The sequence below is a fragment of the Brevundimonas sp. AJA228-03 genome, from assembly GCF_017795885.1.
GTDB lineage: Bacteria > Pseudomonadota > Alphaproteobacteria > Caulobacterales > Caulobacteraceae > Brevundimonas.
The window spans coordinates 2,824,832-2,838,309 of record NZ_CP059297.1; the positions used below are offsets into that span (position 1 = coordinate 2,824,832).

Below are 13,478 nucleotides of genomic sequence, written 5' to 3' on the forward strand. Positions count from 1 at the left end.
CAAACGGCTGCGTCACTAAACAGATGGCCTGACCGGGTCAACGCGCCGTTCGGGAGCCTTGCGCGCCCAAAGCCATCCGATCGACGCTACGAGGAACAGGACGATGGCCGGCACGATGTTCCCCGGTGCCGCCGCCACCACGGCTCCCACCGAAAACACCAGCCCGACGATGGCCAGGGCTCTCCAGCCCGGTGCGCGGCTGGCTCGGAACAGGCTGATGCAACACAGGGCATACAGGCAGATGGTCAGAACCGTGCAGGCCCCGATCAACAGGGCAAACTGTCCGGCCAGCGTCGGCTGGGAGGTCATGACGATCAGGCCGGCCATGATCGCCCCGTTGATCAGGGGATTGGCCAGCGGCAACCGCCCCGGTGTCGCGGCGGATCCGAACCAGCGCGGCAGATAGCCGGCCTCGCCGGCGCTCCTCGCTGTCTCGCCGCCCAGAATGGTCCAGCCGGCAATAGTGCCAAGCGCCTTGATGACGGCGCAGGCCGCTACGAACCCGGCGACCGAGGCCCCGAACACGCGCGCCGCCAGATCGGCGAACGGGCTGGTCGAACTGGCCAGCTGTCCGGCCGGTATGACGCCGAAAACCGCCACGCTGGCGGCGACATAGACGACCAGCGCCAATGCTACGCCCGCGACGCTGGCGCGGCCGACGTCCTTGGCCGGGTTCCGCACCAGCCGTGACAGGGCTGCGGCGCTCTCCAGCCCGAGGAAGGACCAGAAGATCACCACGAGGGACGCCGGCACGCTTTGGGCCAGCGGCAGGCCCTGTGGCGACCAGGACGTCGCGAACGTCGTCCCGCTGAAGGCCACGACCCCGGCCCCCATGGCCAGCACGAGCGGCAACAGCCCGATCACCAGTGTGACCGCCCCCAGTCGCGCCGCCACGCGCGCTCCAGCCGCATAGGCCGCCGTCGTGATCCCGATCAGGGCGAGGTTGCACAGCATCGCCGGAACGGGCTCAGCCAGCGACGGCAGGAAGAAGGCCAGATAGCCGGTTCCCGCCAGGGCAACCGCCACATTGCCGGTCAGGCAGACACCCCAGTAGGCGATGGCGGTCTGATACCCCACGAACCGCCCCAGACCCCGGCGCGTGAAGTCGGTCAGCCCGTCCGCGTCCGGCTGGAACCGGCCCAACCCCGCGAACACCGCCGCCAGCACCATGGCTCCCGCCCCGCAGATCAGCCAGCCGATCAGGCTGGACGACCCGGTTGCGGCCAGGGCCACGGGGGCCAGATAGACGCCCGAGCCGATCATGTTGCCGGCCACCACCAGCGCAGCCAGGCCCCAGCCGAGCTTGCGGCCGCCATGCCGGGCCGCCAGCGGAATCGTTTCGGTCTGGCTCATGGCGAAAACGCTATGCCGGAATTCGCATGCCGTCCCATGCGAAAACGCCACCGGTGTCGGCGGGCGTCAGACCATCCAGCACTTTCAGCAGCCGCGCGGCCGATGCTGCGGGCGTGAAGAGCTTTTCCGGCCTTACCCCGCGCTGGAAGGGCGCGCTCAACCCGGTGTCGACCGTGCCGGGATGAAGACCCGCCACGATGGCTTGCGGATGCGACCGCCCCAGTTCGATGGCGAGATTGGTCAGGATCATGTTCAGCGCCGCCTTGGACGCCCGATAGCTGTGCCAGCCCCCCAGACGGTTATCCCCGATCGAGCCGACCCGCGCCGACAGGGCCGCGAAGACTGCCCGCCGGTCGCGCGGCATCAGCGGGACGAAATGCCTGGCGATCAGCGCAGGACCGACGGTGTTGACGCGGTAATCGCGCAACAGGTGCTCGGCCGTCATGGCCTTGTAGGACCGCTCCGGTTCCTGCCCGTGATGCAGCACGCCGGTGGCGACGAAGACCAGGGTGGGAACGGGCCCCTGCGCCACCCGCGCAACGGCGGCGGCGATGGAGCCTTCGTCCTCCAGGTCGATATGGGCCTCACCCGGCGTCGACCGCGCGAAGCGATGCACGACACCGAACGCGCCGCCGGCCTCGAGGGCATCGGCGACGGCACCCCCGATCCCGCCGGAGGCTCCGATCACCACGGCCGATGTCTTCCTGTCGCTCGGGTCCATGCGAAGGCCATGCAGGTCTCTGGCACGGGGCGCAACGCGACCGGTTGACCCCGCATCGGGCGCGCGCCAGATCACCCGTCCCGGCCGGAGCCCTCCCCATGCCCATCACCACGATCGGTCTCGATGCCGACGACACCCTCTGGCACAACGAGACGATCTTTCGGCTGACCCAGGCGCGGTTCCTCGATCTGCTGGGTGCCTATGCCGATACGGATACGACCGAAGCCTGGCTGGCCGAGGTCGAGCGACGCAACCTTCGGCTCTACGGCTACGGCATCAAGGGCTTCACCCTGTCGATGATCGAGACGGCCATGGAGCTGTGCGAAGGCGACGCCCCCGCCTCGGTCGTGCGCGAGATCCTGGCCGCCGGGCGCGAGATGATCGCCCATCCGGTCGAGACCCTGCCCGGCGTCGACGAGACCGTGGCGCTGCTGGCCGAAACCTATCGTCTGGTGCTGATCACCAAGGGCGATCTGCTGGACCAGGAGCGCAAACTGGCGGCCTCGGGCCTCGGCGAGCTGTTTGCCGCCGTCGAGATCGTCTCGGAGAAGGACCGCGGCACCTATGACCGCGTCTTCGCCCGCCATGGCACCGGCGCGGACGAGGCGGTGATGGTCGGCAACTCGATGAAGTCCGACATCCTGCCCGCGCTGCAGGCCGGGGCCTTCGCTGTGCACATTCCCTATCACGTCACCTGGGCGCACGAACTGGCCGACCCGCCCAACGGCCATGCCCGCTACGGGGCTCTGCACGCTATCACCGCCCTGCCCGCCTGGATCGCCGACCGGGCATAGAAGAGAGCGGCCTTGCGCAGGGGCCGCCCTTCCCTTCGTCATCCGGTGCTGCGGTGCACCGGGCCCCGGCAAGCCAGAAGCCCTCCGTGTGCTGCAGGCTCCGGGAGCTTCCCGGCCGTGACGAACTTGAGCGTGTCAAAAGCGTGACACGATCTGGACATAATCGTTGCGCCGCAAATCGCGGCTTGCGCATTTCGCATTGCCGCAAGAACCATGCCCTTCTGAAGCTCAATTCAACCTCAGGGGAACGATTCATGCGTATGGCGAAGCATTGGCTGATGGGGTCGGCGGCGACCTTCATCTTGGCCGGGCCTGCCCTGGCCCAGTCGACTGCGCCCCAGGCCTCCGACCAGGCAGACCAGGTCGAAGAGATCGTGGTCACCGGCTCGCGCCTGTCTTCGGGCTCGGTCCTCCAGGCCCCGCAGCCGGTTCAGGTTGTGACCGCCGAGGCCATCGCCGCAAAGGGCACCGTCGCGATCTCGGATCTGCTCGACACCCTGCCCGCCCTGCTCAGCTCCACCAGCTCGGCCCAGGCCAACGGAAACCAGGCGACGCTGAACCTGCGTGGCCTCGGTGGCAACCGCACCCTGGTGCTTGTGAATGGCCGCCGACATGTGGCGGGCGTTCCCGGTTCGTCCGCCGTGGACATCGCCTCGATCCCCTCCGGTTTGATCGACCGCGTCGACGTGCTGACCGGTGGTGCCTCCGCCGTCTACGGTTCCGACGCCGTCACCGGGGTCGTCAACTTCATCATCAAGGACGATTTCGAGGGCTCGGAATTCACCATGCAGGCCGGCATGTCCGGCGAGGGCGACGGCAACGAACTCTATGGTTCTTTCCTGTTCGGCACCAATTTCGGTGAGGGCGACCGCGGCAATATCACCGTATCGGTGGAAGGCTATGATCGCCAGGCCGTCTTCTATGGCGACCGCGACTTCACGCGCGACAACTTCCTGGCCGACGACTATCCCAACCCCGACCTGTTCTTCCAGGCGGGCGATCCCATCCCGCCGGGACAGACGCGCGTCCTGGGCCGGACCATCCTGTCCGGCGGCAATCCGCGTTTCGCCGGAACCTCTCCCGCTCTGATCGCCCGCGCCCGGGCCGCCAAGGCGCGGACCTTCATCAATCGTCCGACCTTCGACGTGTCGAGCACCAGCGGCCTGATCGGCTTTGACACCGACGGCAGCGGCTACTCGGCCCCGGCGCGCTTCCTTTCAACCTTCCAGGATCTGGACCGCGACGGCATCAACGACTGTCAGGAAAGCCGCGCGGGCCGCGAAGGCTATGGCTGTTATGTGGTCGACCCGGTCACCGGTCAGGTGCGGCCGTTCGTCGACGGCATCTATGCCGGCGGCATCAACCAGTCCGGTGGCGACGGCGCAGGCCAGACCTTCAACGGCCAGTCCCTGGTCCCGGACGAGGTCCAGATTTCGGCCAACGTCTTCCTGAACTACGAGGTCAGCGAGGCCTTCCACCCCTATGCAGAACTGAAGGCCGTCCGCACCACCGCGACCAGCTACAACCCTTACAACACCTTCGACGACTCGATTCCGATCCGGCTCGACAACCCCTTCATTCCGGCAAGCATCCGCGCAATCATGAATGCCGAGATCGCGGCCGATCCCTCGATTGCCAGTGTCGCCAAGGTTCTGCTGGGCCGCGACAACATCGACCTGTTCGATCCCGCGATCGACGACGAACGCACGACCTACCGCGCGGTCATCGGGGCTCGCGGCGATCTGGGCTGGAACCTGTCCTACGACCTGTCGCTCAACTACGGCCGGACCGAAGGCGAGTCGCGCAGCGCCGTGCGACTGGAAGACCGCTACTTCTCGGCCATCGACGCTGTACGCGCACCGAATGGCGAGATCGTCTGCCGTTCGACGCTGAACCCCACCGCCTTGCCCAGCAAGGGTCAGCTGGGCCCCAACCCCGGCGGGACCATCCCCTTCAACACCTTCACCCCCGGTGCCGGATCCGCCTGTCGCCCGCTGAACCTGTTCGGCCTCAATCAGGCCAGCAAGGCGGCCCTGGACTTCATCGCCTACACGGGCGTGGATGTGTTCACGATCGAACAGACGGTCGTCACCGGCGTCCTGACCGGCGATTCCGAGCCACTGTTCTCGCTGCCGGGCGGCCCGATCGGGTTCGTCCTGGGCGGCGAGTACCGCAAGGAGAAGAGCGACTTCGACGGCGACAATTACGTCAACAAGGGCTACAACTTCGAAAGCCGGATCACGGCGGACGTCAGCGGCGAGTACGACGTTCAGGAAATCTTCGCCGAACTGCGTGTGCCGCTGCTGGCAGACAGGCCGTTCTTCGACGAACTGACTTTGACCGGGGCCGTCCGCACGGGTGAATATTCGACCGTCGGCTCGACCACCACCTACAAGTACGACGCCGTCTGGGCCCCCATCAGCGACATCCGCTTCCGCGGTGGCCAGGCCAAGACGGTGCGCGCGCCCAATATCTCAGAGCTGTTCTCGCCGATCACCTCGTTCAACGCTCGCCCGGTCGATCCCTGCGACCAGAACAACATCGGCCTGGGCAACAACCCGGCCAACCGTCTGGCCAACTGCCGGGCCGACGGCATTCCCGTCGGCTTCACCGACCCCCTGACCAGCCAGTTCGCGGGCCGCACCGGGGGCAACCCGAACCTGCAGGAAGAGGAATCCGACAGCTTCACCTACGGTGTCGTCCTCCAGCCCCGCTTCATTCCGGGCCTGGCGGTGACAGTCGACTACTACAATATCGAGATCACCAACGCGATCCAGGCGGTGACGACCCAGGACATCGTCGACAGCTGCTACGACGGACCGAACCTCAGCAACATCTTCTGCAGCCAGTTCACGCGGAACCGGAACCGGGCCTCGCCGACCTTCCTCGGTTTCAACTCGATCACCACGACCCAGCTGAACTTCGCCGGCCTGGAAGCGTCGGGGATCGACTTCAACGTCAGCTACGCCTTCGACTTCGCAGACCTGGGCCGCCCGGCCTGGGGGGACATGTCGGTGTCGGTCGGCGGTACCCATGTGGAAGACCGCAATGACTATCCCTTCGCCACCAACCCGACCCAGGCCAACCCGGTCGAGCTTCAGCTGAACAATCCGGAACTGGCCCTGAACGCCGGCATCCGCTGGTCCATCGGCGACTTCACGATCAACACCGGTCACCAGTATCTGGGCGAGCAGGCCCTGCCGGGCGTCGAGATCGAGAACGCGTCCAACTTCGTGTTCGCCTTCGCCGACGAGACCTGGATCCACGACCTGTCGGTGCGCTGGCAGGCCGACGACTATGCGGTCACCTTCGGCGTCAACAATGTGACGAACGAAGAGCCCTTCATCGCCTCGGTGACGACGCCGGTTTCGGGCGTGGGTCGCTACTTCTTCCTGCGGTTCGCCACGACCTATTGATCCGCATTCGATCGAAACGAGAGGGGGCGGTCCCGAAAGGGGCCGCCCCTTTTTCATGTCTGTCGCCCGGCACCTTGCACGCCTGCCACGCTCTCTCTAAACCGGCCGCTTAACCGACAACCCGAACGCTCCCGGCCGCGAACCTCGCTGCGCCGGTCGTTCGTGCGCGAGCGAGAGACCGCCCTGGACGACGACGCCATCCCCCACGACGAACGCGATGCCATGGTGCGCGCCTCGCTGGCGGAGCATGGCGACAGCGGCATCACACCGCGCCACACCCTGTTCTACTTCCATGGCGAGGGCGACCACGACGACCTGAACGAGGTCGCACGCCGCGCCGGCTTCCTCACCCGGGGCCAGGACGACACCACCATTCTCGAAACGACCATGGCGGTGGACGAGGCGTCCTTCTCGCCGGTCTCCGCCATGATGCAATCCTGGGCCGCGGCCTTCCAGCTCGACTACGACGGCTGGGAGTGCGCGGTCGTGACGAACTAGGAGCCGAAACAGATGACCAACGTCGAAATGGTGATGGCAGCTCTCAACTCACTCAAGCGGCCAGCCAAGAACAAGGAGGTCGTTGAATGGATCTCCAAAAAGTACCCCGATGCAAACTCATCGAGCATCCAGTCGACAATCTCTTGGCTAAAAGCCAACAACGACGACGTTTCCGACCCTGGGCGAGGCTGGGTGTCACTGGCTTCAATCGATGAGGCTGTTGAGGTCGCAGAGGCGAAGGAGGCAGCTCCCCGTCAATACGAAGAAGCCAAGATATATGAACCTCTGCGGCAGTTTTTACTTCAAGAGGAGCTCTGCAATAACGCTATCGTCTCAGGAGCGTTTCGATTCAACGGAAAATGGGGAAACCCAGATGTCTTTGGCGTTTTTAAGCCCTTAGCATCCCAGTTCTACAAGTTTCAGCCGGAGTATGTCGCCGCTGAAATCAAGGACGCTGGGGCAAATCTGGTTGAAGCGTTCGGTCAAGCGGTCGCGTACCAACTGTTCACGCATCGTTCCTATCTGGTTGTCCCCGAGGCCGAGACGACCAAGTCTCGAAAAGACGATCTGGATCGTATCGATACCCTCTGCGAAATGGTCGGTATCGGACTGATCCTCTTCAAGATCGATGGTGAAAAATACGCATTCCGACAGGAGGTTAGGGCAAAAAAGAGCGCGCCTGATGCATACTTCCTGAACTCATTCCTGAATGACCTAAAAGCCCGCGTTGACGTCGGCTTTGATGACCTGATTTGAGATGCCCAAACGCACAGACATCAAATCCATCCTGATCATCGGGGCCGGGCCGATTGTCATCGGTCAGGCCTGCGAGTTCGATTACTCGGGCGTGCAGGCGTGCAAGGCGCTGAAGGCCGAGGGGTACAGGGTCATCCTGGTCAACTCCAATCCGGCCACGATCATGACCGATCCGGACATGGCGGATGCGACCTATATCGAGCCGATCACGCCCGAGTTCGTCGAGCGGATCATCGCCCGGGAACGCCCTGACGCCCTCTTGCCGACCATGGGCGGGCAGACGGCGCTGAACACGGCGCTGGCGCTGGACGCGTCGGGCGCGCTGGAGAAGTACGGCGTCGAGATGATCGGGGCCCGGGCCGAGGTCATCGACAAGGCCGAGGACCGCCAGAAATTCCGCGACGCCATGGACAAGCTGGGCCTGGAATCGCCCAGGTCCAAGGCCGCCCACAATATGGAAGAGGCGCTGGAGGGGCTGGCGTTCGTCGGCCTGCCCGCCATCGTCCGCCCCAGCTTCACCCTGGCCGGCACCGGCGGCGGCATCGCCTACAACCGCGAGGAGTTCGAGGAGATCGTCCTGCGCGGTCTCGACCTGTCGCCGACCACCGAGGTGCTGATCGAGGAGAGCGTGCTGGGCTGGAAGGAGTATGAGATGGAGGTCGTCCGCGACAAGGCGGACAACTGCATCATCATCTGCTCCATCGAGAACATCGACCCGATGGGCGTCCACACGGGCGACTCCATCACCGTCGCCCCCGCCCTGACGCTGACCGACAAGGAATATCAGCGGATGCGGACGGGCTCCATCAACGTCCTGCGCGAGATCGGCGTCGAGACGGGTGGGTCCAACGTCCAATGGGCCATCAATCCCGCCGACGGCCGGATGGTGGTGATCGAGATGAACCCGCGCGTGTCGCGGTCCTCGGCCCTCGCGTCCAAGGCCACAGGCTTCCCCATCGCCAAGGTCGCGGCGCGTCTGGCGGTCGGCTATACGCTGGACGAACTGACCAACGACATCACCATGGTCACCCCGGCCAGCTTCGAGCCGTCGATCGACTATGTCGTCACCAAGATCCCCCGCTTCGCCTTCGAGAAATACCCCGGTGCCGAGGCCACCCTGTCGACCTCGATGAAGTCGGTCGGCGAGGTCATGGCCATAGGCCGGACCTTCCAGGAATCGATGCAGAAGGCCCTGCGCGGGCTGGAGACGGGCCTGTCGGGTTTCGACGAGATCGAGATCGAGGGCACGGTCGATGCGGAGGACGACGCCAGCGCCCGCGCCGCCGTCGTGCGCGCGCTCGGACAGCCGACGCCCGACCGGATCCGCGTCATCGCCCAGGCCTTCCGCCACGGCCTGTCGGTCGAGGAAGTTCATGCCGCCTGTTCCTATGAGCCCTGGTTCCTGCGCCAGATCGCCGACATCGTACGGACCGAAGGCCATGTCCGCGTCCAGGGCCTGCCCACGGACCCGAACGATTTCCGCACGCTGAAGGCCAAGGGCTTCTCCGACGCCCGCCTGGCCCAGCTGACCGGTGCGACCGAACGCGAGGTCCGCCACGCCCGTCGCGCCTTGTCGGTGCGCCCCGTGTTCAAGCGGATCGACACCTGCGCGGCCGAGTTCAAATCGGCCACCGCCTACATGTATTCGACCTACGAGACCGGCGCCCTGGGCCAGATCGCGCAGTGCGAATCCGAGCCCACCGACAGAAAGAAGGCGATCATTCTGGGCGGGGGACCGAACCGGATCGGGCAAGGGATCGAGTTCGATTACTGCTGCTGCCACGCGGCCTTCGCCTTCGCCGACATCGGCGTCGAGTCGATCATGGTCAACTGCAACCCGGAGACCGTCTCCACCGACTACGACACCTCCGACCGGCTGTATTTCGAGCCGCTGACGGCCGAGGACGTGCTGGAGCTGATCGAGGTCGAGCGGTCGAAGGGCGAGCTGATCGGCGTCGTCGTCCAGTTCGGCGGCCAGACCCCGCTGAAGCTGGCCCATGCCCTGCACGAGGACGGCATTCCGATCCTGGGCACGTCGCTCGACTCCATCGACCTGGCCGAGGACCGCGAGCGGTTCCAGGTCATGCTGAACGACATCGGTCTGATGCAGCCGCCCAACGGCCTCGCCCGCAGCGCCCAGGAGGCCGCCGACAAGGCGGACGAGGTCGGCTATCCCGTCGTCCTGCGCCCGTCCTATGTGCTGGGCGGACGCGGCATGATGATCGTCCACGACCGCGAGCAGCTGGACCGCTATGTCGGCGAGGCGATGCGGGTCTCGGGCGATGACCCGGTCCTGATCGACCACTATCTGAACCGCGCCACCGAGGTGGACGTCGACGCCCTGTGCGACGACGAGACGGTGTTCGTGGCCGGGGTGCTGGAGCACATCGAGGAGGCCGGGGTCCACTCGGGCGACAGCGCCTGTTCGATGCCGCCCTTCTCCCTGTCGGGCGCGATCGTCACCGAGCTGAAGCGCCAGACCGAGGCCATGGCCCGGGCCCTGAAGGTGCGCGGCCTGATGAACGTCCAGTTCGCCATCGAGGAGCCGCACAGCGATGCGCCCCGCATCTTCGTGCTGGAGGTGAATCCGCGCGCGTCCCGCACGGCGCCCTTTGTGGCCAAGACCATAGGCCAGCCGGTCGCTGCCATCGCCGCCAAGGTCATGGCGGGCGTTCCTCTCGCCTCCTTCGGCCTGAAGGACGTCCCCTATGACCATATCGCGGTCAAGGAGGCGGTCTTCCCGTTCGCCCGTTTCGCCGGGGTCGACACCATCCTGGGCCCCGAGATGCGCTCGACCGGCGAGGTCATGGGCCTCGACTTCAAACGTCCCGGCGAGACCGGCATGGCCCCCGCCTTCGCCCGCGCCTTCGCCAAGTCCCAGATCGGCGGCGGCACCACCCTGCCGACCTCGGGGTGCGCCTTCGTCAGCGTCAAGGACGCCGACAAACCCTATGTGACCGAGGCCGTCACCCTGCTGCTGAAACAGGGGTTCGAGGTCATCGCCACCGGCGGCACACATGCCTGGCTGGTCCAGCAGGGCCTGCCCGTCGGCTATGTGAAGAAGGTGCTGGAGGGCCGACCCAACATCGTCGACGTGATGAAGAACGGCGACGTCCAGCTGGTCATCAACACCACCGAGGGCAAGCAGTCGCTGCAGGACAGCTTCAGCCTTCGCCGCACCGCCCTGATGATGAAGATTCCCTATTATACGACGACCGCGGGAGCCCTGGCGGCGGCGCAGGGGATCGAAGCGATCCAGGCGGATACGCTGGACGTGCGGCCGATCCAGGATTTCGCGCACTGACGGTCGACCGAAGCTTCGGGCGTTCAATCTCTGGATGTTCGGATGATCCGGCGCGACGTTTCACGCATGATCCGTGGTGTCCTTGTCCCGGCGCTCTTGCCTGATTCACGGCATCGGGACAGGCTGACCGAACCGTAGTCGACGGCCCGAAAACCGCCGCGAAGACCGGGTAACGCCCCGACTTCGCGGCCTTCGCGCCTCAGCCCGAAAGCGTCATGACGCCATCATTCGCCTCGCCGATCGACTGGAAGCGGGTGACGACCCGCGCCCGTCGTTATGCGGCGGCGCTGCCGGCGGCTCTGGCGGCGCTCGGTGTGGCCATGGCGGCGGGATCGACCGCGCGTTCCGATGCGGACCGGACGGCCGAGGCCGTGGCGCGGGTCACCGAAGGCGATCTGTCCGCGCGCGGTCTGGCGGCGCTGTCATCGCGGATGGACCGGGCGCAGCTGGCCCTGGCCATCCGTTTCGATCCCAATGACCGCCACCCGGCGCTGCTGGGACTGACGCCCGGTTGGGAAAGCCTGACGCTGGCGGGCAAGCCGTCGCTGGAGCTGGGCACCAACGGGCTTCAGGCTCAGCGCCTGAATGCGGCCATGCCGGCCGACAGGGGTGCTCTGCGCGAAGCCAGGCCGTTCGTGTTCCATACCGCGAGCGAGGCGGACCGCCAGCGCGCGCTGCGCTGCCTGACGCAGGGCGTCTATTACGAGGCGGCGCTGGAAAGCACCGAGGGGCAGGCGGCCGTGGCGCAGGTCATCCTGAACCGCGTGCGCGATCCCAACTATCCCGACACCATCTGCGGCGTGGTGTTCGAGGGCGCCGAGCGGACGACGGGCTGCCAGTTCAGCTTCACCTGTGACGGCGCGCTCGCACAGGCCCCTGTCAGCTGGGCCTGGAACCGGGCCCGTTCGGTGGCGGAGCGGGCCCTGGCCGGGCATGTGGCTGAAAAGGTCGGCACCGCGACCCACTATCACGCCGACTATGTCCATCCCTGGTGGTCGCCGACCCTGGCCAAGATCACGCAGATCGGCGCGCACATCTTCTATCGCTGGAAGGGCATCTACGGAGAGACTGCGGCCTTCAAGCAGCGTTATGCCGGGCGTGAGCCGGTGATCGACGAGGCGCGCTTCTCTCGCCCCCGCTTCGTCGCGCCGCCGACGCTGCTGGCCGGGGGCGATCTCGACGCCGCAGATGCGGCTGTGCTGGCCAATGGCGGTGCCAGCCTGCGAACCGTCGAGATCAACGGCCATACCCGGGTCGTCGGCGTGGCCAGTCTGGGCGGTCGCCGACCCGCCACGGCCGAAGAGATCGCCGCCATCAACGCGCGCCTGGCGGCTTTCGAGGCTCCGGCCATCGCGTCGGCACCGCCGGCACCACCGCCCGTCGGCGTAACCCGGATGGACGTCGAGGAAGTCGGCAGGCCCGTCGGCTGAACCACCACGCCTGCGACCCGGTCCGGGTTCACGCATGGGAAGGCCGGGCCATTCACGCTGGCGTCAGGGTCGGCGCATCGAATACGCCCCGCCGGAGCTGCAGCGTTCAGGGAGATCGACCGACGGCATCGGGAGGCTACCAGGCCCCGATCTTTTCGGCCTCATGGTGGGAGATCGGATGGTGGGCGCGGGCGTGGTCTTCCTCGGCGAGGAAGCGGACGGCCTCCAGCGCGGCCATACAGCCCATGCCGGCTGCGGTGACGGCCTGGCGATAGACGTCGTCGGTGACGTCGCCGGCGGCGTAGCAGCCCTCGACATTCGTCGAGGTGGTGCCCGGCTTCACGACCAGATAGCCACCCTGCTTGGTCTCAAGCTGACCCAGGAACAGTTCCGATGACGGCGCGTGACCGATGGCGATGAAGACCCCGTCGCAGGACCGCTCGTGCGTCTCGCCGGTCCTGGCATTCTTCAGTCGTACGCCGGTGACGTTGGAGGCGACCCCGTCGTTGTGGCCCAGGATCTCGTCGACCTGGTGGTCCCAGACCACCTCGACCTTCGGGTTGGCGAACAGCCGGTCCTGCAGGATTTTCTCGGCGCGGAACTCGTCCTTGCGGTGCACCACGGTCACCCGGGCGGCGAAGTTGGTCAGGAACAGCGCCTCCTCTACGGCTGTATTGCCGCCGCCGACGACCACGACCTCCTTGCCGCGATAGAAGAAGCCGTCGCAGGTGGCGCAGGCGCTGACGCCGAAGCCCTGGTATTTCGCTTCGGATTCCAGACCCAGCCACTTGGCCTGGGCGCCGGTGGAGATGATGACCGTCTCGGCCAGGATTTCGGTGCCGCTGTCCAGCTTCAGCCGGAAGGGGCGCTGCGACAGGTCGCAGGACACCACGATGTCCTCGATGATCTCGGTCCCGACGTGCAGGGCCTGGGCCTTCATCTGCTCCATCAGCCAGGGGCCCTGGATGACCTCGGCGAAGCCCGGGTAGTTCTCCACGTCGGTCGTGATGGTCAGCTGACCGCCCGGCTGGATGCCGGCGATGACGACGGGGTTCAGGCTGGCCCGCGCCGCATAGATGGCGGCGGTCCATCCGGCGGGGCCGGAACCGATGATGGCGACACGGGTGGTTTCTGGATGGCTCATGGGTGCTATCTAGTCGCTGATTCCGCCGGGCGCGATGCCCGCAGGTGTGGATAAGGATCGTC

Annotated in this window: 9 protein-coding genes; 6 read left to right on the forward strand and 3 right to left on the reverse strand. The window is 66.2% G+C overall.

The window, feature by feature from the left end; translation table 11 throughout:
- Positions 1 to 15: 15 nt before the first annotated feature.
- On the reverse strand, positions 16 to 1,353 hold the full coding sequence (locus tag HZ989_RS14110) for an amino acid permease (protein WP_209321429.1): 1,338 nt from the start codon (positions 1,351 to 1,353) through the stop codon (positions 16 to 18).
- A 10-nt stretch (positions 1,354 to 1,363) separates the two neighbouring features.
- On the reverse strand, positions 1,364 to 2,074 hold the full coding sequence (locus HZ989_RS14115) for an SDR family NAD(P)-dependent oxidoreductase (protein ID WP_209321430.1): 711 nt from the start codon (positions 2,072 to 2,074) through the stop codon (positions 1,364 to 1,366).
- A 98-nt stretch (positions 2,075 to 2,172) separates the two neighbouring features.
- Here HZ989_RS14115 and HZ989_RS14120 point away from each other — a divergent pair, with 98 nt between their 5' ends.
- From HZ989_RS14120 to HZ989_RS14145, 6 genes are all read left to right on the forward strand, one after another.
- A complete protein-coding gene (locus tag HZ989_RS14120; RefSeq protein ID WP_209321431.1) occupies positions 2,173 to 2,868 on the forward strand; it encodes an HAD family hydrolase in 696 nt (231 codons plus the stop codon).
- Between the two features lie 254 nt (positions 2,869 to 3,122).
- Complete coding sequence (locus tag HZ989_RS14125; protein ID WP_209321432.1) at positions 3,123 to 6,284, forward strand: TonB-dependent receptor domain-containing protein; 3,162 nt, start codon at positions 3,123 to 3,125, stop codon at positions 6,282 to 6,284.
- Positions 6,285 to 6,446: 162 nt separating this feature from the next.
- Complete coding sequence (locus HZ989_RS14130; protein ID WP_245162383.1) at positions 6,447 to 6,782, forward strand: ribonuclease E inhibitor RraB; 336 nt, start codon at positions 6,447 to 6,449, stop codon at positions 6,780 to 6,782.
- Positions 6,783 to 6,794: 12 nt separating this feature from the next.
- The gene (locus tag HZ989_RS14135; RefSeq protein WP_209321433.1) at positions 6,795 to 7,538 is read left to right on the forward strand and encodes a hypothetical protein; all 744 of its coding nucleotides are present in this window, start codon (positions 6,795 to 6,797) and stop codon (positions 7,536 to 7,538) included.
- A gap of 1 nt (position 7,539) precedes the next feature.
- Positions 7,540 to 10,842 (forward strand): carbamoyl-phosphate synthase large subunit, encoded by a 3,303-nt coding sequence (gene carB / locus HZ989_RS14140; protein WP_209321434.1) that lies wholly within the window; start codon positions 7,540 to 7,542, stop codon positions 10,840 to 10,842.
- 215 nt (positions 10,843 to 11,057) lie between these two features.
- Positions 11,058 to 12,272: a cell wall hydrolase gene (locus HZ989_RS14145; protein ID WP_209321435.1), complete on the forward strand. Its 1,215-nt coding sequence runs from the start codon at positions 11,058 to 11,060 to the stop codon at positions 12,270 to 12,272.
- A gap of 136 nt (positions 12,273 to 12,408) precedes the next feature.
- On the opposite strand, the gene trxB is transcribed toward HZ989_RS14145, so the two are convergent.
- Positions 12,409 to 13,416, reverse strand: a complete 1,008-nt coding sequence (trxB, locus tag HZ989_RS14150) for a thioredoxin-disulfide reductase (RefSeq protein ID WP_209321436.1) — start codon at positions 13,414 to 13,416, stop codon at positions 12,409 to 12,411.
- Positions 13,417 to 13,478: the final 62 nt, after the last annotated feature.